The sequence below is a fragment of the Rhodobacter sp. P1_C2 genome (assembly GCF_056406375.1).
In genome coordinates this window covers 57,580-79,288 of the sequence record NZ_JBFUAG010000016.1, presented here as the reverse complement: position 1 = coordinate 79,288, position 21,709 = coordinate 57,580, and the positions used below count along the sequence as shown (strand labels likewise).

Sequence of the window (21,709 nt, the reverse complement as noted above, 5' to 3'; positions counted from 1 at the left end):
GGTGTATATCCGGTCGGGAATTGGGTCTTTTTCACCAAGCGCCTAACGTCGCGTGAGTCAAGCCCCGGCGCGAATTCAGGCAGAATGGCGCGGAAAACATCCTCACTCCAGCGTTCGTGCAACACTGATCAGCATGATCGGGATACCGTCCCGGATCGGGAACGCCAAACGCGCAACATCCGAAATCAGTTCCTGCTTTTCTGCGTCATAGCGCAAAAGATCCTGGCTGCGCGGGCAGACCAGCGCCTCGAGCATCCGGCGGTCGAAGGCGTTGGCACTGGCCGGGGCCGAGAACGAATCGTCTTCCCTGTCGCTCATTGCACCACCTCGTCCGAGGCGCCGCCGGTCTGCAGCGCAAAGGCGATCAGGGTTTCGAGGACCTGGCGGCGGTCCTTCAGGGTCGCCGCCTCCAGCAGGGCCTGTTTTTCCTCGGGCGCGAAGGGGCAAAGCATGGCCAGCGCGTTGATCAGCAGCTCGTCATCCGCCTCTTTCAGCGTGGCCCAGTCGACGCCCAGGTTGCGCGCCTTCAGGTAGCGTTGCAGCTTGTCCAGAAAGGCCTCGCGCGGGAAAGCCTCATCCACATCGGTGCCCGAAAGGTCTTCGGTGAAGCCCGACCAGTCGACCGAACAGCGCCGGTAGGGCACGAAACCGGTGATCTCCTCGACCACGCGAAAGCGGGCGACGCCCGACAGGGTGATCAGCATCCGCCCGTCATCGGTTTCCGAAAACGAGGTGATGCGCCCGGCGCAGCCGACCGCGGCCAGGGCCTGTGCCCCCTCCGGGCCGCCGCGCGGCTGGATCATGCCGATCATCCTGCGGTCGGACTTCAGGCAATCCTCGACCATCGCCAGATAGCGCGGCTCGAAGATATGCAGCGGCAGCCGCGACCGGGGCAGAAGGATCGCCCCGGGCAGCGGAAAGACGGCGAGCGTCTCGGGCAGGGTTGCAAGATTCATCATGTCCGAAACCTAGCGCGCATTTCTGCGATGACAAATGCCCGGGACGCCGCCAAGGCGCCCTCAGACGAAGATCATCGAGGACAGGCGGCGCCGGCCTTTCAGGACCACCGGGTCCTGCGGTTTCAGCGCGCCGAAGATGGTGAAGAGCTGGGCCTTGGCGGCGCCGTCGTTCCACTCGCGGTCCAGCTTGAAGAGGTCGAGAAGCATGTCCACCGCCTCTTCCACCTTGCCCTCGGCATGAAGGGCGGTGGCCAGGTCGAACATGATCTGGCGGTTGCCCGGATCGCGGGAGAGGGCGGCGCGCAGCTCTTCCTCGGGGCCGGCCTTGGCGGCCTGCCGGGCCAGCGCGATCTGCGCCTTGGCCGCCGTCACCTCGGGCGAGGCGGCGATCTTGGCGGGGGCGGCGGCGGCCAGCGCCTCGGCTTGGTCAAGATCACCGAGCGCCAGCTGCGCGCGGATCAACCCGCCATAGGCGCCGGCATTTTCCGGCTCTTCGGCGAGGATGGCGGCAAAGGTTTCGGCGGCATCGGCGGCGGCGCCCTCGGTCAGCATCTGTTCGGCGGCCTCAAGCGCCTCGGCCAGGCCGCCATCGGCGGTGCCGGCCATCGCGGTCAGGTTGTCGATGAACTTCTTGATCTCGCTGCCCGGGACCGCGCCCTGGAACCCGTCCACCGGCTGGCCCTGCCAGAAGGCATAGACCGTCGGGATCGACTGGATGCGCAGCTGGCCCGCAAGGCCCTGCGCCTTGTCGACATCGATCTTGACCATCTTGACCGCGCCCTTGGCCGCGATCACCGCCGCCTCCAGCGCCGGGCCGAGTGTCTTGCAGGGCCCGCACCACGGCGCCCAGAAGTCCACGATGACCGGGACGGTCCGCGACTGCTCGATCACGTCCTTCATGAAGCCGGCTTCGCTGCCCTCGATGATCAGGTCGGCGGCATGCGCGCCCTTGGGGGCGGGAGTGGGATTGGCAATTCCGAACATGGCATCCTCATGCGGCTGAAACTTTTCTCCTATATGCGGCAGGGGGGGCCAAACGCCAAGGGGGGGCCGGAGCGGGGCGCGATAAAGTCCTTGGCAAAAAGCCGGGCATTCGCGCAAATGGGGCCATGCAAGTTGACGTGACCGCCCTGCCCGATCCCGATGTGCCGCAGCGATGCGCAGGCCTGCCGATGCCAGATTGCGCCTTGGCCGCGCCCCGGAGGACGCCGCTCGCCTCCGGCCAGTGCGGCCCTTCTGGCCGGACCGGCGTCTGAGATGACGGTAAGGCAGAGGCAGGCCCCATGCTGACCGCGCATCTTCCCTCGGGCTATCTGCTGGCCCGCACCGCCGAGCGGGGCCGGCGCCCGGTGCCCGGCCTTCTGACCGCCGCCCTCGTCGGCGCCGTGCTGCCCGACCTCGACCTTGTGTGGTTTCACTTCGTCGACCATGCCAGTGTCCACCATCACCGCTATTGGCCGCATATCCCGCTGGTCTGGCTTGGCATCGCCCTCGTGACGCTGTCGGTGCTGTGGCGCGGCCCTTTCAGGGCGACGGCGCTGGTGTTCTTTGCGGCCATCTTCCTGCACCTGGTGCTTGACACGCTGGCGGGCGGCATCCTCTGGCTCTGGCCCTTCGACACCTCGCTTCTGTCACTGGTCACCATCCCGCCGACCCGGTCGAACTGGGTCCTGTCCTTTGTCTTTCACTGGACCTTTCTGCTGGAGATCGCGATCTGGCTGGTGGCTCTGGTTCTCTGGTTGAGTCGGGGGCGCTGATGCAGGATCTGTTCTACATCGCCAGCAAGACGCTGGGCATGGCGGCACGGGCGGAAAGCTGGCTGTTGCTGGCGATGGCGCTGGCGCTGCTGGCGCTGTGGCGCGGGCGGGCACGGCAGGCCGGGGTCTGGCTGGGGCTGGCTTTTGGCGCCATGCTGCTCCTGACCGCCTTTCCCCTGGGCGATCTGCTGATCTTCCCCCTCGAAAGCCGCTATCCCGCTGAGCCGCCAGTGGAAAAGGTCGATGACATCATCGTCCTCGGCGGGCTGGAGGATGTCGGCCCCTACCGCCGCTGGGGCGGGATCGAGACCAACGAGGCGGCCGAGCGGCTGATCGCCGGCGCCCTGTTGGCCAAGCGCTTTCCGCAGGCGCGGCTGGTCTTCACCGGGGCCGCGGCCTCGCTGACCGGGGATGCCGCCCCCCAGGACCCGTCGCAGATGGTCTATGACGCCTGGGTCGCCCTTGGCGTCGATCCGATGCGGATCGTGTTGGAACAGGCCTCGCGCACCACGTCCGAGAACGCGCGGATGACCCGCGACATGATCAAGCCGCAGCCCGGGCAGGTGCATCTTCTGGTCACCTCGGCCTTCCACATGCCGCGTTCGATGGAGAGTTTCACCCGCAATGGCTGGACCGGGCTTGTCGCCTGGCCGGTGGATTACCGGTCCTCCTGGCGCTGGGGCACCGGCTTTGCCGGCAGCGGGCTGGAGCGCCCGCGCTGGCAGCTGGATCACAACCTGACCGTGCTGGATGTGGCGCTGAAGGAATACCTCGGGCTTCTGGTCTACCGGATCGCCGGGAAATAGCCCGCGCCGCCCCTAGTGCAGCCAGACCGACAGCAGGACCAGACCGGCCAGGAGACCCGCGCTGACCACCGCAAAGCGCGGCAGTGCCCAGATCGGAGGGTCGGGGTCATCGACCATCAAGTAAGCGCTGGCCAGACCCGACCGCGCCCCGGTCCGGCGCGCGGGCATCACGAGAGCCCCGGCGAGCAGCCCCAGCCCCAGCAGCGCCAGCAAGGGCCAGAGCGGCCCAAGCTGCACCACCGTGCCGACCGTGGCGCGCTGCATGAGGCCGAACTGGCTGCTCCGCTGCCTTTGGGCCAGCCGGGCGGCAATCTCGGCCGCGGCGAGGTCCTGGCGGATCAGGGCATATTGATCCTCCAGCAGCATGAGGCGCCGCGCCAGATCCGGCGCTGGCTGATCCGGGGTCGCCTGATCCGGAGCCGCCTGATCCGGGGCTGCGGGCGCCACCTCTGAGCGCAGGGCCGCGACCTCTTGCCAAAGCCGCGCCTCCTCGCCCCGGTAGAACAGGAGAAGGTCATGGCCGGGGTCCAGAAGCCCGCCCTGCCCCAGGTCCAGAACCTGCAGCGCCAGATCATTGGCGATGCGCACCGCCAGATCCGGCGTGCCCAGCCTTACCGAGATCACGATGCCGGACACCTTCGGCCCAAGGCCAAGCGTCGCCCCCGCCGCCGAGGTCAGGGGATGGAAGGACACCGCCTGCAAGAGATCGGCCGCCGCCGCCTCGCCCGTCAGACCATGCCGCTGCGCCATGGCGATCAGCGCGTCACGCGACAGAAGGCTTGCGTCCAGCGTCGCAAGGATCGCGGGCACGGTGGGCTCCTCCGGCGTGGCGTCCTGCCGGACCTGCACCACCGCCTGCGCCTCGTAACTCGGACCGCTGCTCTGGGCGAGGAAGGCCGACAGCAGCGCGCTCAGCAGAAGGATCGCGCCCATCACCCAGAACGGACCCCGCAGGCCCGACCAGCGCCAGGGGGCGTTGCGCCAGGTAAAACTGCGCCGGAACGAGCGCCGCAGGACAGGGTTCTGCGCTGTCGGGCCCATCGGCCCCCGGCCTGCGCGATCCTGTCCGTCCTGTTCCATCCGCCCCTCGCGATGCCCGGCCCGAGGGCGGGCCGGTCAGGCCACAGGCCTAGAAAGGGAATGGGGCAGCAAGATGGAGCGTTTCAGGCGGCGACCGGCCGGCGGATCTTCTCTGCCGCCTCGACGACCAGCGGGCGCAGGCCCTGACCGCCGGCATCCAGCACCTCGAACAGGTGCTTGCGCATCCGCGGCTCCCAGAAGTCGTTGATATGGCTGGCAAGACCGGCCAGACCCTCGTCATGGGGCTTGGATTCCATGAACTTGGCGATCTGGTTGGCCATGTAGATCAGCTTGGCATGGGCATCATGCGACATCGGACTCTCCTGCGGCGGGGCCGGTTATCAAGCGGCTTTCATGGGTGAATAGGTCAAAGCGGTCGGGGCGGGCGAGCGCGATCAGGGTGATCCCTGCCGCCTCGGCCATGGCAACCGCATGGGCAGTCGGGGCAGAGACCGCGATCAGCACCGGCACGCCGAGGGCTGCGACCTTCTGCACCATGTCGATCGACACGCGCGAGGTCAGCACGATGGCCCCGGCGGGCGGCGTCCCGGCCCGCAGCATCGCCCCGGCGAGTTTGTCGAGCGCGTTGTGCCGGCCCACATCCTCGCGCGCGGCCAGAAGCCTGCCGTTCCAGAACCCTGCCGCATGGACGGCATGGGTGATGTCATGCAGGGGCTGCGCGCCCGGCAGGGCGGCAATCGCCGCCTGCACCTGCGCCGGGGTGATCTGGAACCGCGCCGTCACCGGGGGCAGCGCACGGACCGCCTCTTCCAGCGAGTCGATGCCGCAAAGGCCGCAGCCCACCGGCCCCGCCATGGTGCGGCGACGCTTGGCAAGCCGCGCCTCGGCCTCGGGCTTGACCCAGATCTGCAGATCGATGCCCTTGGGCGTCTCGACCGCCTCGACCGAGTCGATCTCCTCGGGCCTTGCCAGACCTTCGGTCAGCGCGAAACCATAGGCGAAGTCCGTCAGATCGGCAGGCGTCGCCATCATCACGGCCTGGGTGGAGCCGTTGAAGGACAGGGCCACCGCCACCTCCTCGGGCAGCACGCGGCTGCCGGGGGACGGCGCGCCGGACCCGAAGGCCAGGCGCGGCAGGGGGCGGTGGGTTTGCATCACGCCCCCGCCTTCACTCGGCCGCCGGCAGGATGCGGCGCGACAGGGTGGCCTGGGCGTTGTACTCCTGCTGCCACTCGGTCGGGCCGTTGGAGGAGCCGACCTGCACCGCCGTCACCTTGTATTCCGGGCAGTTGGTCGCCCAGTCGGAATAGTCGGTGGTGATCACGTTGGCCTGGGTGTCGGGGTGGTGGAAGGTGGTATAGACCACACCCGGCAGCACACGGTCGGTGATCTGGGCATGGAGCGTGGTTTCGCCCGAACGGCTTGCCAGCTTGACCCAGTCGCCATCCTTGATGCCGCGCACTTCGGCGTCGGAGGGGTGGATTTCCAGCACATCCTCGGCATGCCAGACCACGTTCTGGGTGCGCCGGGTCTGCGCGCCCACATTGTACTGGCTCAGGATCCGCCCGGTGGTCAGCAGAAGCGGGAAGCGCGGGCCGGTGCGTTCATCGGTCGCCACATATTCGGTGTTGATGAACTTGCCCTTGCCGCGCACGAAACCGTCGACATGCATCAAGGGCGTGCCTTCCGGCGCCTTCTCGTTGCAGGGCCACTGGATCGAGCCCATCGTCTCCAGCTTCTCGTAAGTCACCCCGGCGAAAGACGGCGTGGTCAGCGCGATCTCGTCCATGATCTGGCTCGGGTGGGTATAGGTCCACTGCGCCCCCATCGCATTGGCGAACATCTGCGTCACTTCCCAGTCGCCATAGCCATTGCGCGGCGCCATGACCTTGCGGACCATGTTGATGCGACGCTCGGCGTTGGTGAAGGTGCCGTCCTTTTCGAGGAAGGTCGAGCCGGGCAGGAAGACATGCGCGTAATTCGCCGTCTCGTTCAGGAAGAGGTCGTGGACGATCACGCAATCCATCGCGGCCAGACCGGCGGCGACATGCTTGGTGTCGGGGTCGGATTGCAGGATATCCTCGCCCTGGCAGTAGAGGCCCTTGAAGGTGCCCTCCACCGCCGCATCCAGCATGTTGGGGATGCGCAGGCCGGGTTCCGAGTCGATCTGGACGCCCCAGACCTTCTGGAAGATGTCGCGCACCGCCTCGCCCTTCACATGGCGGTAGCCGGGCAGTTCGTGCGGGAAAGACCCCATGTCGCAGGAACCCTGCACGTTGTTCTGCCCGCGCAGCGGGTTCACGCCCACGCCCGGACGGCCGACATTGCCGGTCATCATCGCGAGGTTGGCAATGCCGATCACGGTGGTCGAACCTTGGGAGTGTTCCGTCACCCCCAGCCCGTAATAGATCGAGCCGTTGCCGCCCTTGGCATAAAGCCGGGCCGCCGCACGCACCTCTTCCGCCGGAACGCCGGTCAGCATCTGCACCGCTTCGGGGGAGTTCTGCGGCTGGCTGATGAACTCGGCATAGTCCTGGAATTCATCCCAGTCGCAGCGGTTGCGGATGAAGTCCTCGTCGAACAGACCCTCGGTCACGATCACATGCGCCAGCGCGGTCACGATGGCCACGTTGGTGCCCGGCGTCAGGGCCAAGTGATGCGCCGCCTTGATATGCGGGCTTTCGACCATCTCGGTCCGGCGCGGGTCGATGACGATCAGCTTGGCGCCCTGGCGCAGCCGCTTCTTCAGGCGGCTCGCAAAGACCGGGTGGCCCGAGGCCGGGTTGGCGCCGATGACGATGGCCACATCGGTTTCTTCCACCGAGTCAAAGTCTTGCGTCCCGGCCGAGGTGCCGAGCGTCTGGCCCAGACCATAGCCCGTGGGCGAATGGCAGACCCGGGCGCAGGTGTCGGTGTTGTTGTTCATGAAGACCGCGCGGGTCAGCTTCTGCACCAGATAGGCTTCCTCGTTGGTGCAGCGCGAGGAGGTGATCACCCCCACCGAATGCCGGCCATGTTCGGCGATGATGCCCTTCATCCGGTTGGCGGCGAATTCCATGGCCTCGGGCCAGGAGACCTCTTTCCACGGATCGTTGATGCTGTCGCGGATCATCGGATTGAGGATGCGGTCCTTGTGGGAGGCATAGCCATAGGCAAACCGCCCCTTGACGCAAGAATGCCCGCGGTTGGCCTTGCCGTTCTTGTAAGGCGTCATCCGCACCAGTTCATCGCCGCGCATCTCGGCCTTGAAGGAACAACCAACCCCGCAATAGGCGCAGGTGGTGATCACCGATTTGGTCGGCGTGCCCAGTTCGATGACCGACTTCTCCTGCAGGGTCGCGGTCGGGCAGGCCGCCACGCAGGCGCCGCAGGACACGCAGTCCGAGGACAGGAAGTCATCCCCCTTCATCCCGGCGCTGACGCGGCTGTCAAAGCCGCGGCCCGAGATGGTCAGCGCGAAGGTGCCCTGCACCTCCTCACACGCCCGCACGCAGCGCGAGCAGACGATGCATTTCTGCGGGTCATAGCTGAAATAGGGATTGCTGTCGTCGCGCGGGATATACTGCGGATTGGCCTTGCCCGAGGTGTCCTTGGCGCGGAAGTGCGTATCCACCGCCTCATAGCGCACATCGCGCAGGCCGACGACGCCCGCCATATCCTGCAATTCGCAATCGCCATTGGCCGAACAGGTCAGGCAATCCAGCGGGTGGTCCGAGATGTAAAGCTCCATCACCCCCTTGCGCAGCTTGGCCAGCTTGGCGTTCTGGGTATGGACCTTGAGGCCGGCAGCGACCGGCGTGGTGCAGGAGGCCGGGGTGCCGTTGCGGCCCTCGATCTCGACCAGGCACAGACGGCAGGAACCGAAGGCATCGACCGAGTCGGTGGCGCAAAGCTTCGGCACCTTGATGCCCGCCTCCGCCGCCGCCCGCATGATCGAGGTGCCTTCCGGCACCGTCACGTCAAAGCCGTCGATGGTCAGGCTGACCATCCGCTTGGATTTCGCCGCCGGGGTGCCGAAATCTTGATCCGGGATGATGAAATCTTTCATTCGGCGGCCTCCTTCATGCGGGAAAAGTCGTCAGGGAAGTGGGTGAGTGCGGACAGGACCGGATAGGGCGTGAAGCCGCCGAGCGCACAAAGTGAGCCGGCCTTCATCGTGGCGCAGAGGTCTTCCAGCAGCGGGATGGCCGCGGCATCGCCCTTGGCGATCCGGTCCACCGTTTCGACACCGCGCACCGCGCCAATCCGGCAGGGCGTGCATTTGCCGCAGGATTCGATGGCGCAGAACTCCATCGCGAAACGGGCCTGTTTCAGCATGTCGGCGCTGTCGTCGAAGACGGTCAGCCCGGCATGGCCGATCAGACCATCGGCCCCGGCAAATTCCTCGTAGCCAAAGGGCGTGTGGAACAGTTCGCGCGGGAAATAGGCGCCGAGCGGCCCGCCGACCTGCACCGCCTTGACCGGTCGGCCCGAGGCCGTGCCGCCCGCGATGCCATCGACGATCTGGCCGAGGGTCACGCCAAAGGCGATCTCGTAAAGCCCGCCATGTTTGACATTGCCCGCGATCTGCAAGGGGATCGTGCCGCGCGACCGGCCCAGACCGAAGGCCTTGTAATGCTCGGCCCCCTTCTCGAAGATCACCGGCACCGAGGCGAGCGAGATCACGTTGTTGACCACGGTGGGCTTGCCCATGAAGCCCTGCAGCGCCGGCAGCGGCGGCTTGGCACGCACCACGCCGCGCTTGCCTTCAAGCGAGTTCAACAGGCTGGTTTCCTCGCCGCAGACATAGGCCCCGGCGCCGACCCGCACCTCCATGTCGAAGATCTGGCCCGAGCCGAGGACATTGCCCAGAACCCCCGCCTCACGCGCGATCTGGATGGCGTCCTGCATGACGCGGATCGCCACCGGGTATTCCGAGCGGATATAGACATAGCCCTGGGTCGCGCCACAAGCGAGGCCGGCAATCGCCATGCCCTCGATCAGGGTGAAGGGGTCGCCCTCCATCAGCATCCGGTCGGCGAAGGTGGCGCTGTCACCCTCATCGGCGTTGCAGACGATGTATTTGCGGTCGGCGACGGCTTCCGAGACGGTCTTCCACTTGATGCCGGTCGGGAAACCCGCGCCGCCCCTGCCCCGCAGGCCGGAATTGGTCACTTCGGCCACCATCGCGGCCTTGTCCAAGGTCAGCGCCCGCTTGAGGCCGGTCAGGCCGCCGAGGGCCTTGTATTCGTCCAGGTTATGCGGGTCGATCACGCCGACGCGGGCAAAGGTCAGCCGGGTCTGCGCCTTCATCCAGGGCAGATGCTCGGTCAGGCCCAGGGCCTTGGGATGTTCGGCCAGATCGCCGAACAGCGCCGGTACATCGGACAGCTCCATCGGCCCGAAGGCGAGGCGGCCTTCCGGGGTTTCGACCTCGACGAGGGGTTCCAGCCAGACCATGCCCCGGCTGCCATTGCGCACCAGGGTGACGGTGACGCCCCGCGCCTGGGCATGTTTCTGGATCGCATGGGCAATCTCATCCGCGCCCAAAGCCACGGCAGCCGAATCGAGCGGCAGGTAAATCTTCATTTCAGCTCCTCCAGCGCGCGGTCCAGCTTGGCCGCATCCAGCCGCCCGACCAGCTTGCCGTCGATCAAGGCCGCCGGCCCGCAGGCGCAAAGACCCAGGCAGAAGACCGGCTCCAGCGTCACCGCACCATTCTTCGAGGTCTCGTGCCAGTCGAGCCCGAGTTTCCCCCTGGCATGGGCCGCCAGATCATCCGCGCCCACCGCCTGACAAGCCTCCGCCCGGCACAGCTTGACCACATGCCGCCCCGCCGGCGCCTCGCGGAAATCGTGGTAGAAGCTCATCACCCCATGCACTTCGGCGCGGCTGATGTTCATCGCCAGCGCCACCGTGGGAAGAACCTCCTGCGGCACATGGCCGAATTCCTCCTGGATGGCATGCAGGATCGGCAGCAAGGCCCCCTCCATCCCGTGATGGCGGGCGAGGATCTCCTCAACCCGTGCAATCGTGCTGGCGGTATCAAGCATCAGAGGCGCCTCCCATGGTCCGCGCCCGGTCTACGCCAGTTGATCGCGAAATCAATATCAGAGTATCGTGGATCAATAGATAAAACCTATCAAACCCTTTGCACTCTGCGCAAATACTCGCAGGGGGGTCTGGGGGCGGCGGCAGCCCCCCCAGCCGGGTCCGCGGAGCGCGCCCCGGGCCAGGGCTAACGATGCCGCGTCCCGAATTTCACCGCCTCGTCGACCAAAGCCGCCAGAACCGGGGTCTGCACATCGCGGCGCGGGGTGATCAGGCCCACGACATGTTCTGCCTCGGGCTGCACCAGCGGGATCGAGCGCAGCCGCGCATCCTGGAACATCTGCGCCAGCCGCATCGGCACCACGCTCGCCCATTGCCCGGACCGCACATGCGCGATCAGCGCGATGGTGGAATTGCTCTCCACCGTTGGCTGCACCCGCACCCCGGCCTCGGCCAGAAGCTGGTTGACGATGCGGCGGTTCTGCATGTCGGCGGTCAGAAGGCACAGGGGTTCGCCCGCAGCCTCGGCCCAGGTCACGCTGTCATGGTCGGCAAAGGCCGATCCGGCAAGGCAGAGAAAGCGGTAATATTCCAGGTACAGGGGCACCTGCGCCACCCGGCCCAAGGGTTCATTGTCCAGATAGGTGATCCCGGCATCGAGCTCGAGGCTTTCGATCCCCGACAGGATCTCGGCCGAGGTGCGCGACAGGATGGTCACCCGCACATTGGGGTGGCGCCGCGTGAAAGGCGCCGTCAGGTCCGCCACCATCGGCAGGGCGGTCGGGATCACCCCCAGCCGCACCACGCCCGACAGCCCGGCATGGACCGAGCGCATCTCGTCCTTCATCGCCCGCACATCACCGGTGATCCGCCGCGCCCAGTCGAGCACGCTCTGCCCTTCCGGCGTCAGGCCCTGAAACCGCGAACCGCGATAGACCAGTTGCACGCCCAGCTGATCCTCCAGCTGGCGGATGGCGGAGGAGAGCGAAGGTTGCGTCACCCCGCAGACCTCCGCCGCCCGGCCGAAGTGGCGTTCGGCGGCGAGGGCGATGAACATTTCCAGCTTGTCGATCATGTGAGCATCCTCGCCCCAATCCGCCCTTGCCCGCAAGGGTGAAGCGCCTTACCTCCTAGACATGCGCAATCTGATCCCCTTCCTGAAGAAGCCCCCCCGCGTGCCGGTGATCCGGCTGTCGGGCACCATCTCCTCCTCCAGCCGGGGGTTGAACGATGCTTCCATGGCCCCCCTGATCGAAAAGGCCTTTCGGTCGAAACCCGCGGCGGTGGCGCTGGTGATCAACTCGCCCGGCGGCTCGCCGGTGCAGTCCAGCCTGATCGCCGCCCGCATCCGCAGGCTTTCGGCCGAAAAGAACGTGCCGGTCCATGCCTTTGTCGAGGATATGGCGGCCTCGGGCGGCTATTGGCTGGCCTGTGCCGGCGATCAGATCTGGGTCGATGACAGTTCGATCCTCGGCTCCATCGGCGTGATCTTCGCCTCTTTCGGCTTCCCCGAGCTGATGGCCCGGCAGGGCATCGAACGCCGCGTCGTGACGGCGGGCAAATCCAAAAGCTTCGCCGATCCTTTCCTGCCGCAGAAACCCGAGGATGTGGAGCGGTTGAAGGCCCTGCAGAACCCGATCCATCAGGCCTTCATCGCCCATGTGAAGGCGCGGCGCGGCGCGCGGCTGGCGGATCAGGACCTCTTCAACGCCGATATCTGGGTCGGCCAGAAGGCGGTCGATCTGGGCTTGGCGGATGGCGTGGCGCATCTGGTGCCGAAGCTGAAAGAGCTTTATGGCGAGAAGGTCCGCCTGCAACCCCTGGGCCAGAAGCGCGGGCTCCTCAGCCGTTTCGGCCTCACGATCGCCGAAGACATGCTGATGACGGTCGAAGAGCGCCTGATGCGGGCGCATTACGGGATGTGAGATGATCAAGATCGTCGTCGTCTTTCTGATGCTGCTGCTCATCGTCTCGATGATCGGCAATCTGGTGACCAAATTCCTCAATCCCCCGGCGGATCCGCCCAAGGTCCAGACCAAGGCCAAATGCGCCCACTGTGGCCGCACGGTGATCGGCACCGCCCCCTGCATCTGCGGGAAAGGCTGATGCGGGCGCTGGTCACCGGCGGGGCCAAGAGGATTGGCCGCGAGATTGCCCTCTACCTCGCGCGGCGCGGGGCGGATGTGGCGGTGCATTATTCCACCTCGCAGGAGGAAGCCGAGGCGACCGCCGCCGAGATCCGTGCCCTGGGGCGCAAGGCCGTGCTCTTGCAGGCCGATCTTCTGGACGAGGAGGCGGTGCAGGCCCTGGTCCCCGCCGCGGTCGCGGGCTTGGGCGGGCCGCTGACGGTGCTGGTCAACAACGCCTCGATCTTCGAATATGACAATATCCGCAGCGCCACCCGCAAAAGCTGGGACCGCGCCATCGGGTCGAACCTGCGGGCGCCCTTCGTGCTGACCCAGGCCTTTGCCGCCCAGGCACCGCAGGCCCTGCTCGATGCCGCGGGCGAGCCTCTGGCCCAGGCCATGATCCTCAACATGATCGACCAGCGTGTCTGGAAGCTGACGCCCGAGTTCATGTCCTATACCATCGCAAAGATGGGGCTCTGGGCGCTGACCCAGACCTCGGCCCAGGCGCTGGCCCCGCATGTGCGGGTCAATGCCATCGGCCCTGGTCCCACGATGCAGGGCACGCGGCAGACCGAAAGCCACTTCGCCCGCCAGCGCGAGGCCACCATTCTGAAGCGTGGCGCAGGCCCCGCCGATATCGTGGCAGCGCTTGGATTCTTCCTCGACTCGCCCGCCGTCACCGGCCAGCTGATCGCCGTCGACGGCGGCCAGCATCTGGCCTGGGCGACCCCCGATGTGATCGGCGTGGAGTAAGAAAAATTCGCGGGTGCGGCGACTTGTCCACTTTGGCACGCGCCTTCACAAATCAGTCACGAATTCTTTATGTTTATCAGGGATTTGCTCGGGACTCAAAATTGTTTCGCGTGATTTCAACACGTTACAAAACCGCCTCTTTTTTAATCAACTCTGCGAAAGGGGCAGATTTCAAGGGAAAATCCGCGCTTCTGAAAAGTTCTCCATAAACTTATCCACAGAAACGGTGGACTTCTTTTCCCTTGCCCCAACCGCCATATCATTGCAGCCAAGACCCGAGCCAAAGCAGAATCGAAAGCGAAAGCGCGCAAGTGACCGACGAGATCCAAACCGGCCAGGAGGTGATCCAGGCCTACCTCAAGACCCTGGACAATTCGCCCGGCGTTTACCGGATGCTGAACACCAAGGGCGAGGTGCTGTACGTCGGCAAGGCGCGCAACCTCAAGGCGCGGGTGTCGAATTATGCGCGGGGTTCGGGCCATTCGGCGCGGATCGCCCGGATGATCTTCGAGACCGCCGCGATGATGTTCCTGACCACGCGGACCGAGACCGAGGCGCTGCTGCTTGAACAGAACCTGATCAAGCAATTGAAGCCGCGCTACAACGTGCTGTTGCGCGACGACAAGAGCTTTCCCAACATCCTGATCGGCAAGGAACATCCCTTCCCCCAGATCAAGAAGCACCGCGGCAAGAAGACCGAGAAGGGCAGCTATTTCGGCCCCTTCGCCAGCGCGGGCGCGGTCACCCGCACGCTGAACCAGCTGCAGAAGGTCTTCCTTCTGCGCAACTGCACCGACAGCATGTTCGAAGGCCGCACCCGCCCCTGCCTGCAATACCAGATCAAGCGCTGCTCGGCCCCCTGCGTCGGCAAGGTGGACGAGGCGAGCTATGGCGCGCTGGTCGCCGATGCCGAACTGTTCCTGCAAGGCAAGACCACCACCGTGCAATCCGACCTCGCCACCCAGATGCAGGCGGCGTCCGAAGCGATGGAGTTCGAACGTGCCGCAGCGCTCCGCGACCGGATCAAGGCGCTGACCCAGATCCAGTCGGCGCAAGGCATCAACCCGAAGGGCGTGGCCGAGGCGGATGTCGTGGCGCTCCACCTCGAACATGGCCAGGCCTGCGTGCAGGTCTTCTTCATCCGCGCCCATCAAAGCTGGGGCAACCGCGACTTCTACCCCAAGACCGGGGCGGGCGCGGAAGAGCCCGAGATCATGGAAGCCTTCGTCGCCCAGTTCTACGACGACAAGGAACCGCCGCCCCTGGTCCTCCTCTCCCATCCGGTCGAAAACCCCGACCTTCTGGGCCAGCTTCTGTCCGAACGCGCCGGGCGCAAGGTCGAAATCGCCGTGCCGCAGCGGGGCGAGAAGGCCGAACTGATGGAAAACGCCGCCCGCAACGCCCGCGAAAGCCTCGCGCGGCGGATGTCGGAAAGTTCGACCCAGAACAAGCTGCTGCAGGGCCTCGCCGATGCCTTCGACCTCGACGGCCCGCCGAAGCGGATCGAGGTCTATGACAACGCCCATATCCAGGGATCGGATGCCGTGGGCGGCATGATCGTGGCCGGGGCGGAGGGGTTCCTCAAAAGCCAGTACCGCAAGTTCAACATCAAATCCGCCGCCGGGGCCAATTCCGACGACTTCGGCATGATGCGCGAGGTGATGACGCGGCGCTTCGAACGGCTGTTGAAGGAAGACCCCGAACGCAAATCCGACGCCTGGCCCGACCTTCTGCTGATTGACGGCGGCGCGGGGCAGGTCTCGGCCGTGGCGGGCATCCTGTCGGAACTGGGGGTGGATGACATCGCGATGGTGGGTGTCGCCAAGGGCATCGACCGCGACGCCGGCAAGGAAGAGTTCTACCGCACCGGCCAGCCCGTCATGGCCCTGCCGCGCAATGACCCGGTCCTCTACTTCATCCAGCGCCTGCGCGACGAGGCGCACCGCTGGGCCAATGGCGCGCATCGGGCGAAACGGGCCAAGCAGGTGTCGATCACGCCCCTCGATGACATTCCGGGCGTGGGCGCCACGCGCAAGCGCGCGCTTCTGGCGCATTTCGGTTCCGCCAAGGCGGTGGCCCGCGCCGCCCTGCCCGACCTGATGGCGGTCAACGGCATTTCGGCGGCGATGGCCGAGGGGATCTACAACTTCTTCCACGCCAAGGGGTAACCGCCAATCGTCGCAAAACCGTCACGCAACTGTGTTTGACCCCCAGTGAACCGCCCCGTCGCACCCTTGGAGGCCCGCATGGCACTGATGTCCGAAGAACCCGCGCAGGATTGGCTGGCCGAAGAACTGGCCGATGCCCTGGTCGAAGACCTCGAGCTGGAGATGGAGGACGCCGCCCTTTCCCGCGAGATCGCCCGCATCTACAAGGACCGCCACCCGGACGCCTTGGACAACAAGACCTATCTGACCAGCCTGATCCACCTGCAGGCCGAACTCATCAAGCTGCAGGACTGGGTCCAGCACACCGGCGAAAAGGTCGTGGTCCTGTTCGAGGGCCGCGACAGCGCCGGCAAGGGCGGCGTGATCAAGCGGATCACCCAGCGCCTCAACCCGCGCGTCGTGCGCACCGTGGCCCTGCCCGCGCCGTCCGACCGCGAAAAGACCCAGTGGTATTTCCAGCGCTACATCCCGCACCTGCCCGCCGGGGGCGAGATCGTGCTCTTCGACCGCTCCTGGTACAACCGCGCCGGGGTCGAACGCGTCATGGGCTTTGCCACCGAGGATCAGGTCGAGGAATTCTTCCGCTCGGTCCCCGAGTTCGAACGGATGCTGGTCCGTTCCGGCATCCGCGTCATCAAATACTGGTTCTCGATCACCGACGAGGAACAGCAGATGCGCTTCCTCGTCCGCATCCATGACCCGTTCAAACAGTGGAAACTGTCGCCGATGGACCTGCAATCCCGCATCCGGTGGGAGCAGTACACCAAGGCCAAGGAAGAGATGTTCGCCCGCTCGAACATCGACGAGGCGCCCTGGTACATCGTCGAGGGCAATGACAAGAAGCGCGCCCGGCTGAACTGCATCAGCCACCTTCTGTCTCTGATCCCTTACCGCGATGTCGCGCATGAGGAAATCCACCTGCCCGAGCGCGTCTTCAACCCCGATTACGAACGCGCCACCTTGCCGCGCGAGCTTTATGTCCCGCAGAAGTACTAGGCGCGGGGGGAGACTGGGATCTCTCTACCTTCCCGCGCGCAGACCGCGTGCCATGCGCCCTCTGGCCGCCTTCTCCCAGGACGCCGCCTTCTCGCAGGAGGTGGCCCGGATCACCGCAGGGACGGTTGCCGTCGGCACCCTCTTCTGAATAGATCAAAGGGACCCGAGCCGGGTTTCGGTTCGGACACGGGATGACGCGATCGCCCGGGTCCGTTTCAGCATCCGGTCGTTCCTCCAGAGGCAAGGAGCCGTCTGATGACCAGATCCCCATGGGCCGCCGCAGGACCTTGGCTCGCCAGCGGGTGCAGACCATCGGGATTGATGCCCGAGGTTTCGCTGGCCCTTCTGTTTCCCGTAACTCTCGTCTTGCTTCAGATGGCCATGGGTCTCGATGTCATCCATGCAATCTTCGTCGCCGTCATTTTTGAGATATGCTACCTTGCTGCGATCATTCCGGCGATGATTTGGCCGAAGCACGGGCTGCTGATCTTCTTTTCGGTATTTGAAATCGTGTTCCTGGCCATCGTCATGGAAATGCTGTTTCACATCTTGCTGCCCTCACCGAAGGGCGACTTCGGGACCACGCGCATCTCGGATAGGGCCTTGTTTGCGGCCAAGTCAGCGGTGGTGGCGCTGGTCCCGGCGACGATTGGAATGATCTTGCGAGCGGCGACCGCAGCGCTGCTGCGGCGCGGCGCGGGCAGGTCTTTCATGGGATAGGCAGTGCCTGACCGGGCTTTCAGGCAGCCGACCGGTCGGGGACTGCGGAAAGTCGCCGTTCCTCGGGCGGCGCAAGTCAGGGCAAGGACGGCCGGCGCGGGTGACAAAGCCGTGAAAGTCGACGGACGCGGTAAACAAAAGCTTAACGAAAATTGTAAATGATATGAAAATCAATAAGTTGCTGTGCTTTGCACGCGTGAAATCCGCCGATTTCACACGGCAAACCAACTCCGCCAAGGCATCTCAGCCCCCCTTTCCCCTGCTTGAAGCTTCAGCTACCAATTCCCCATGAAGTGGACGATCCCCAACACCCTGACCACGATGCGCCTCCTGGCCGCCCCCGGCGTCCCGGTGATGTTCCTCTATTTCAACCGCCCGCTGGCCGATTGGTTCGCGCTGACTCTCTTCGTTTCGGCCGCGATCACCGATTACTTCGACGGCTACCTCGCGCGGCTCTGGAAGCAGGAAAGCAAGTTCGGCACCATGCTGGACCCGATCGCCGACAAGGCGATGGTGGTGATCGCGCTGCTGATCCTGACCGGCTATTCGGGCATGAACCCCTGGCTGATCCTGCCCGCCACGGTGATCCTGTTCCGTGAGGTCTTTGTCGGCGGGTTGCGCGAATATCTCGGCGCCAAGGCGGGGCTTTTGAAGGTCACCAAGCTTGCAAAGTGGAAGACCACCGCCCAGATGATCGCCATCGCGGTCCTCTTCCTCGGCACCGGGCTGGAACATCTGGAGGGCATCGCCCGCCAAGGCAAGACGGTCGAGCAATATGCCGACCTCGTGGCCAAGGGCCTGGCCGATCCGATCCGCAGCTGCGGGATGCGCGGCTGTTCCTCTTACGCGACCGAGGCGGGGCTGATCCTGATCTGGGTCGCCGCTCTGCTGACCGCCTACACGGGCTGGGATTACTTCCGCAAATCCCTGCCGCAACTGAAAGACTGATCATGGTCGAGGTGCTTTACTTTGCCTGGGTCCGCGAACGCATCGGCCTGCCGCGCGAAAAGGTCGAGACGGCGGCGCTGACCGTATCGGACCTGATCGCCGAGCTTTCCGCCCGGGAAGAGCGCTACGCCCTGGCCTTCGCCGACCTCAAAAGCCTGCGGGTGGCGCTGGACCAGAAGCTTTCCGCCTTTGACGCGCCCTTGAGTGGCGTGCGCGAAGTGGCCTTCTTCCCGCCGATGACCGGGGGTTGAGATGAAGCTGTCGGTGCAGGAAGCGGCTTTCGACGCCGGGGCGGAACTCAACGCCTTCAGCGCCAGTATCCCCGGGGCGGGCGCGGTCGTCACCTTCACCGGCGTGGTGCGCGACGGCAGTGGAAGCCTGAAGGCGATGGAGATCGAGCATTACCCCGGCATGACCGAAAGCGCGATTGCCGCGATCATGGATCAGGCGATGGACCGCTGGGCCCTGACCGATGCGCTGGTGATCCACCGCCACGGCACGCTGGAATCCGGCGCGCAGATCATGATGGTCGCCACCGCCTCGCCCCACCGTGTGGCGGCCTTCGAGGCGGCCGAGTTCCTGATGGATTACCTCAAATCCCGCGCCCCCTTCTGGAAGAAGGAAATCGGGCTGGACGGCGCGACCTGGGTCGCCGCCAAGGACGAGGACGAGGACGCCCTCAGCCGCTGGTAGCCCAGCGCGAGGCCCAGCTGGGTTGCAGATCCCCCGGCATGGCGCGGGCCAGATAGACGCCGCGCGCAATCGCCCGCGCAAGGCAGGTCGCCGCGGCATGGCCCAGCTGGAACTGGTCGCGGATCGGGTCGGAGAGATCGCGCAACCCCGTCGCCGCCGCAAAGACCAGATCACCATCCAGTAGCGTATGCGAGGGCACGATGGCCCGCGCCATCCCGTCATGCGCCGCCACTGCCATCCGATGCGCCTGTGCCTTGCTCAGCCGGGCATCGGTGGCGACGATGGCGATGGTCGTGGCCTCGCCCAGCCGCTTCTTCGGCTCGACGTCGTGGGTGTCGGCCAGTTGGGTAGAAGGCCCAAGTCCGCCGAACTCTGCCGCCATCTCGAAGGGGGCGGCCCAGAACTGCGGCCCCTCCCCCACGGTGACCGAGCCCAGCGCATTGACCGCGACCAGCGCCGCCACCGTGATCCCGCTGTCCAGAACCACAGAGGCCGAGCCGAGCCCGCCCTTCCAGCGCCCGGTCATCGCGCCATATCCCGCCCCGGCGGAGCCGAGGGCAAATTCCATCCCCGCCCGGTCCAGCGCCTGCCGCCCCAGATCGTAGTAAGGATTGCGGCCCCACCCTTTGTCGCCGCCGTTCAACAGATCGAACAGGATCGCCCCCGGCACGATCGGCACGCGCTGATCGCCCACCGCAAAACCGCGCCCCCGCGCCCGCAAGCCATCCGCCACGCCGCTGCAGGCATCGAGGCCAAAGGCCGAGCCGCCCGACAGGACCAGCGCATCGACCTCCTGCACCAGCCGGTCCGGGGACAAAAGATCCGTCTCCCGCGTGCCGGGCGCGCCGCCCATCACCGAAACCGCCGCCGTGAAGGGCCGCTCGCCCAGCAGAACCGTGACGCCGGAGCGTAAGGCGGCATCCTCTGCCAGCCCGACCTGCAGGCCCGCGACATCGGTGATCAGGTTCCTCGGGCCGGGTTTCATCTGAACACTCCTTCTGCGCTGCCCGCAGCAAAGCGGCCCCTCCCGCAACTGTCAACGCCCGGGGCACCGCGGCCCCTTGCCATCGCAGGCCCGGCGGGTTTGACTTTGCCGATGAAAAACCCGTTCAAAACCCTGTCGCGCGGCCAATCCTTCGACCGCTGGACCCAGCCGCGCAAGTTCGACCGCAACCTGATCGTGATCGGCGCGGGGGCGGCGGGCCTCGTCTCGGCCTATATCGCGGCGGCGACCAAGGCGAAGGTGACCCTGATCGAGGGGCATGTCATGGGCGGCGATTGCCTGAACTATGGCTGCGTCCCCTCCAAGGCCCTGATCAAAAGCGCCAAGCTCGCCCATCAGATGCGCCATGCCGACCATTACGGGCTGGAACCCGTCCCCCCCGCCTTTTCCTTCGCCCGGGTGATGGACCGCATCCATGACGTCATCGCCGAAATCGCCCCGAACGACAGCGTCGAACGCTATACCGCGCTTGGGGTCGAGGTGCTTCTGGGCCATGCCCGGCTGATCGACCCCTGGACGGTCGAGATCGCCACGCCCGATGGCGGGAAACAACGCCTGACCAGCCGGGCGATCATCCTCGCCACCGGGGCAGCACCTTTCGTGCCCGATCTGCCCGGGCTGGCGGAGGTGGGTCACCTGACCTCTGACACCCTCTGGGAACGCTTGCGCGCCGAGGAGGCGCCGCCCAGGCGTCTGGTCATTCTGGGCGGCGGGCCGATCGGCACCGAACTGGCGCAGGCCTTCGCAAGGCTCGGCTCTGCCGTGACCCAGATCGAAAAGGGCCCCCGCCTTCTGTCGCGCGAGGATGAGGAGGTCTCTGCCCTCGTCCGCGCCGCGCTGGAGCGGGACGGCGTGCAAGTGCTGACCGGGCATGAGGCGCGCGGCTTCGGGGTGGAGGCGGGCGAGAGATGGGTCGAGGTGGCCCAAGGCGGCCAGACCCGCCGCATCGGCTTTGACGCGGTGATCGTGGCGCTTGGCCGCGCACCTCGGCTGACCGGTTATGGGCTGGAGGATCTGGGCATCCCGACCGACCGGGTGATCGAGACCAATGCCTATCTTGAAACGCTCTACCCCAATATCCTCGCCTGCGGCGATGTCGCGGGCCCCTACCAGTTCACCCATACCGCCAGCCATCAGGCCTGGTTCGCCGCGGTCAACGCGCTGTTTGGCAGCCTCAAACGCTTCAAGGTCGATTACCGGGTGATCCCTTGGGCCACCTTCTGCGACCCCGAAGTGGCCCGCCTTGGCCTGAACGAGGCCGAGGCGCGGGAAAAGGGCATCCCTTACGAGGTCACACGCTACGAGATCAAGGATCTCGACCGCGCCGTGGCCGATGGTGCGGCGCAAGGCTTCGTCAAAGTGCTGACCCCGCCGGGCAAGGACCGGATTCTGGGCGTGACCCTCGTCGGCGAACATGCGGCCGACCTGATGGCGGAGTTCGTGCTGGCGATGAAACACGGGCTCGGCCTCGGCAAGATCCTCGGCACGATCCACATCTACCCGACCCTGGCCGAGGCGAACAAATACGCCGCCGGCGCCTGGCGCCGCGCCCATGTCAGCCCCTGGGCCTTGGCGCTGGTCGAACGCTTTCACCGCTGGCGGCGCGGCTGACGCAGGCAAACTCCGTTTGGCGAGGTGCGGAACTCCGGCTATGGCTCGGAAAGCGGCAGCGCGGGGCTGAAGGCTGCCCCGCGCAAGGCCTTCGC

At 65.9% G+C, this 21,709-nt stretch carries 23 protein-coding genes; 12 read left to right on the top strand and 11 right to left on the bottom strand.

Features of this window, described 5'->3' with window-relative positions; genetic code table 11:
- Positions 1–102 precede the first annotated feature (102 nt).
- From AC1DZT_RS22070 to AC1DZT_RS22060, 3 genes are read right to left on the bottom strand one after another with little or no spacing between them, the layout of a single operon-like run.
- On the bottom strand, positions 103–318 hold the full coding sequence (locus AC1DZT_RS22070) for a Trm112 family protein (RefSeq protein ID WP_478008810.1): 216 nt from the start codon (positions 316–318) through the stop codon (positions 103–105).
- Entirely contained in the window at positions 315–959 is a 645-nt protein-coding gene (locus tag AC1DZT_RS22065; RefSeq protein WP_478008809.1) for an LON peptidase substrate-binding domain-containing protein, read from the bottom strand. Before AC1DZT_RS22065 ends, AC1DZT_RS22070 begins: the two co-directional genes overlap by 4 nt.
- Before the next feature lie 60 nt (positions 960–1,019).
- The gene (locus tag AC1DZT_RS22060; RefSeq protein ID WP_478008808.1) at positions 1,020–1,943 is read right to left on the bottom strand and encodes a tetratricopeptide repeat protein; all 924 of its coding nucleotides are present in this window, start codon (positions 1,941–1,943) and stop codon (positions 1,020–1,022) included.
- A 299-nt stretch (positions 1,944–2,242) separates the two neighbouring features.
- Between AC1DZT_RS22060 and AC1DZT_RS22055 the strand changes: the two genes are divergently transcribed.
- Both AC1DZT_RS22055 and AC1DZT_RS22050 read left to right on the top strand, forming a co-directional pair.
- Entirely contained in the window at positions 2,243–2,716 is a 474-nt protein-coding gene (locus AC1DZT_RS22055; RefSeq protein ID WP_478008807.1) for a metal-dependent hydrolase, read from the top strand.
- On the top strand, positions 2,716–3,522 hold the full coding sequence (locus AC1DZT_RS22050; protein WP_478008806.1) for a YdcF family protein: 807 nt from the start codon (positions 2,716–2,718) through the stop codon (positions 3,520–3,522). The genes AC1DZT_RS22055 and AC1DZT_RS22050 overlap by 1 nt, the downstream gene beginning before the upstream one ends.
- A 12-nt stretch (positions 3,523–3,534) precedes the next feature.
- Here the strand turns inward: AC1DZT_RS22050 and AC1DZT_RS22045 are convergent, their stop codons facing one another.
- The 7 genes from AC1DZT_RS22045 to AC1DZT_RS22015 form a co-directional block, all read right to left on the bottom strand.
- On the bottom strand, positions 3,535–4,563 hold the full coding sequence (locus tag AC1DZT_RS22045; RefSeq protein ID WP_478008805.1) for a hypothetical protein: 1,029 nt from the start codon (positions 4,561–4,563) through the stop codon (positions 3,535–3,537).
- Positions 4,564–4,685: 122 nt separating this feature from the next.
- Positions 4,686–4,916: a formate dehydrogenase subunit delta gene (locus tag AC1DZT_RS22040; protein ID WP_478008804.1), complete on the bottom strand. Its 231-nt coding sequence runs from the start codon at positions 4,914–4,916 to the stop codon at positions 4,686–4,688.
- Complete coding sequence (gene fdhD / locus AC1DZT_RS22035) at positions 4,906–5,721, bottom strand: formate dehydrogenase accessory sulfurtransferase FdhD (RefSeq protein ID WP_478008803.1); 816 nt, start codon at positions 5,719–5,721, stop codon at positions 4,906–4,908. Before fdhD ends, AC1DZT_RS22040 begins: the two co-directional genes overlap by 11 nt.
- Positions 5,722–5,731: 10 nt before the next feature.
- Complete coding sequence (fdhF, locus tag AC1DZT_RS22030; protein WP_478008802.1) at positions 5,732–8,611, bottom strand: formate dehydrogenase subunit alpha; 2,880 nt, start codon at positions 8,609–8,611, stop codon at positions 5,732–5,734.
- Positions 8,608–10,131 (bottom strand): formate dehydrogenase beta subunit, encoded by a 1,524-nt coding sequence (locus AC1DZT_RS22025; RefSeq protein WP_478008801.1) that lies wholly within the window; start codon positions 10,129–10,131, stop codon positions 8,608–8,610. Before AC1DZT_RS22025 ends, fdhF begins: the two co-directional genes overlap by 4 nt.
- Positions 10,128–10,598: a formate dehydrogenase subunit gamma gene (locus tag AC1DZT_RS22020; protein ID WP_478008846.1), complete on the bottom strand. Its 471-nt coding sequence runs from the start codon at positions 10,596–10,598 to the stop codon at positions 10,128–10,130. Before AC1DZT_RS22020 ends, AC1DZT_RS22025 begins: the two co-directional genes overlap by 4 nt.
- Positions 10,599–10,780: 182 nt before the next feature.
- Positions 10,781–11,668, bottom strand: coding sequence for a LysR family transcriptional regulator (locus tag AC1DZT_RS22015; protein WP_478008800.1), 888 nt, complete (start codon positions 11,666–11,668; stop codon positions 10,781–10,783).
- 61 nt (positions 11,669–11,729) lie between these two features.
- Between AC1DZT_RS22015 and AC1DZT_RS22010 the strand changes: the two genes are divergently transcribed.
- The 9 genes from AC1DZT_RS22010 to AC1DZT_RS21970 all read left to right on the top strand — a co-directional run bounded on the left by AC1DZT_RS22010 (position 11,730) and on the right by AC1DZT_RS21970 (position 19,000).
- Positions 11,730–12,518, top strand: a complete 789-nt coding sequence (locus AC1DZT_RS22010; RefSeq protein ID WP_478008799.1) for a S49 family peptidase — start codon at positions 11,730–11,732, stop codon at positions 12,516–12,518.
- A gap of 1 nt (position 12,519) precedes the next feature.
- Positions 12,520–12,699: a hypothetical protein gene (locus tag AC1DZT_RS22005; protein ID WP_478008798.1), complete on the top strand. Its 180-nt coding sequence runs from the start codon at positions 12,520–12,522 to the stop codon at positions 12,697–12,699.
- Positions 12,699–13,475 carry an SDR family oxidoreductase gene (locus AC1DZT_RS22000; protein WP_478008797.1) on the top strand — a complete coding sequence of 259 codons (777 nt, stop codon included), beginning with the start codon at positions 12,699–12,701 and terminating at the stop codon, positions 13,473–13,475. Before AC1DZT_RS22005 ends, AC1DZT_RS22000 begins: the two co-directional genes overlap by 1 nt.
- Positions 13,476–13,786: 311 nt before the next feature.
- Positions 13,787–15,643, top strand: a complete 1,857-nt coding sequence (gene uvrC, locus AC1DZT_RS21995; protein WP_478008796.1) for an excinuclease ABC subunit UvrC — start codon at positions 13,787–13,789, stop codon at positions 15,641–15,643.
- Positions 15,644–15,721: 78 nt separating this feature from the next.
- Positions 15,722–16,639, top strand: coding sequence for a polyphosphate kinase 2 (gene ppk2, locus AC1DZT_RS21990; protein WP_478008795.1), 918 nt, complete (start codon positions 15,722–15,724; stop codon positions 16,637–16,639).
- Between the two features lie 255 nt (positions 16,640–16,894).
- Positions 16,895–17,359: a hypothetical protein gene (locus AC1DZT_RS21985; RefSeq protein ID WP_478008794.1), complete on the top strand. Its 465-nt coding sequence runs from the start codon at positions 16,895–16,897 to the stop codon at positions 17,357–17,359.
- A gap of 288 nt (positions 17,360–17,647) precedes the next feature.
- Entirely contained in the window at positions 17,648–18,307 is a 660-nt protein-coding gene (pgsA, locus tag AC1DZT_RS21980) for a CDP-diacylglycerol--glycerol-3-phosphate 3-phosphatidyltransferase (protein WP_478008793.1), read from the top strand.
- A gap of 2 nt (positions 18,308–18,309) precedes the next feature.
- The gene (gene moaD / locus AC1DZT_RS21975) at positions 18,310–18,558 is read left to right on the top strand and encodes a molybdopterin converting factor subunit 1 (RefSeq protein ID WP_478008792.1); all 249 of its coding nucleotides are present in this window, start codon (positions 18,310–18,312) and stop codon (positions 18,556–18,558) included.
- A gap of 1 nt (position 18,559) precedes the next feature.
- Complete coding sequence (locus AC1DZT_RS21970; protein WP_478008791.1) at positions 18,560–19,000, top strand: molybdenum cofactor biosynthesis protein MoaE; 441 nt, start codon at positions 18,560–18,562, stop codon at positions 18,998–19,000.
- On the opposite strand, the gene AC1DZT_RS21965 is transcribed toward AC1DZT_RS21970, so the two are convergent.
- On the bottom strand, positions 18,987–19,985 hold the full coding sequence (locus AC1DZT_RS21965; RefSeq protein WP_478008790.1) for a P1 family peptidase: 999 nt from the start codon (positions 19,983–19,985) through the stop codon (positions 18,987–18,989). The two genes, AC1DZT_RS21970 and AC1DZT_RS21965, sit on opposite strands and share 14 nt — an antisense overlap.
- A gap of 111 nt (positions 19,986–20,096) precedes the next feature.
- Here AC1DZT_RS21965 and AC1DZT_RS21960 point away from each other — a divergent pair, with 111 nt between their 5' ends.
- Entirely contained in the window at positions 20,097–21,614 is a 1,518-nt protein-coding gene (locus AC1DZT_RS21960; RefSeq protein ID WP_478008789.1) for a dihydrolipoyl dehydrogenase family protein, read from the top strand.
- Positions 21,615–21,709: the final 95 nt, after the last annotated feature.

Coding starts and splice junctions, on each gene's coding strand:
- AC1DZT_RS22065 (WP_478008809.1), bottom strand. CDS start 959: ATGATGAATCTTGCAACCCTGCCCGAGACGCTCGCCGTCTTTCCGCTG.
- moaD (WP_478008792.1), top strand. CDS start 18,310: ATGGTCGAGGTGCTTTACTTTGCCTGGGTCCGCGAACGCATCGGCCTG.
- AC1DZT_RS22050 (WP_478008806.1), top strand. CDS start 2,716: ATGCAGGATCTGTTCTACATCGCCAGCAAGACGCTGGGCATGGCGGCA.
- AC1DZT_RS22055 (WP_478008807.1), top strand. CDS start 2,243: ATGCTGACCGCGCATCTTCCCTCGGGCTATCTGCTGGCCCGCACCGCC.
- AC1DZT_RS22070 (WP_478008810.1), bottom strand. CDS start 318: ATGAGCGACAGGGAAGACGATTCGTTCTCGGCCCCGGCCAGTGCCAAC.
- pgsA (WP_478008793.1), top strand. CDS start 17,648: ATGAAGTGGACGATCCCCAACACCCTGACCACGATGCGCCTCCTGGCC.
- AC1DZT_RS22010 (WP_478008799.1), top strand. CDS start 11,730: ATGCGCAATCTGATCCCCTTCCTGAAGAAGCCCCCCCGCGTGCCGGTG.
- AC1DZT_RS22005 (WP_478008798.1), top strand. CDS start 12,520: ATGATCAAGATCGTCGTCGTCTTTCTGATGCTGCTGCTCATCGTCTCG.
- AC1DZT_RS22000 (WP_478008797.1), top strand. CDS start 12,699: ATGCGGGCGCTGGTCACCGGCGGGGCCAAGAGGATTGGCCGCGAGATT.
- AC1DZT_RS22060 (WP_478008808.1), bottom strand. CDS start 1,943: ATGTTCGGAATTGCCAATCCCACTCCCGCCCCCAAGGGCGCGCATGCC.
- AC1DZT_RS22025 (WP_478008801.1), bottom strand. CDS start 10,131: ATGAAGATTTACCTGCCGCTCGATTCGGCTGCCGTGGCTTTGGGCGCG.
- AC1DZT_RS21960 (WP_478008789.1), top strand. CDS start 20,097: ATGAAAAACCCGTTCAAAACCCTGTCGCGCGGCCAATCCTTCGACCGC.
- AC1DZT_RS21985 (WP_478008794.1), top strand. CDS start 16,895: ATGACCAGATCCCCATGGGCCGCCGCAGGACCTTGGCTCGCCAGCGGG.
- AC1DZT_RS22015 (WP_478008800.1), bottom strand. CDS start 11,668: ATGATCGACAAGCTGGAAATGTTCATCGCCCTCGCCGCCGAACGCCAC.
- AC1DZT_RS22045 (WP_478008805.1), bottom strand. CDS start 4,563: ATGGGCCCGACAGCGCAGAACCCTGTCCTGCGGCGCTCGTTCCGGCGC.
- fdhF (WP_478008802.1), bottom strand. CDS start 8,611: ATGAAAGATTTCATCATCCCGGATCAAGATTTCGGCACCCCGGCGGCG.
- AC1DZT_RS21970 (WP_478008791.1), top strand. CDS start 18,560: ATGAAGCTGTCGGTGCAGGAAGCGGCTTTCGACGCCGGGGCGGAACTC.
- ppk2 (WP_478008795.1), top strand. CDS start 15,722: ATGGCACTGATGTCCGAAGAACCCGCGCAGGATTGGCTGGCCGAAGAA.
- AC1DZT_RS22040 (WP_478008804.1), bottom strand. CDS start 4,916: ATGTCGCATGATGCCCATGCCAAGCTGATCTACATGGCCAACCAGATC.
- AC1DZT_RS21965 (WP_478008790.1), bottom strand. CDS start 19,985: ATGAAACCCGGCCCGAGGAACCTGATCACCGATGTCGCGGGCCTGCAG.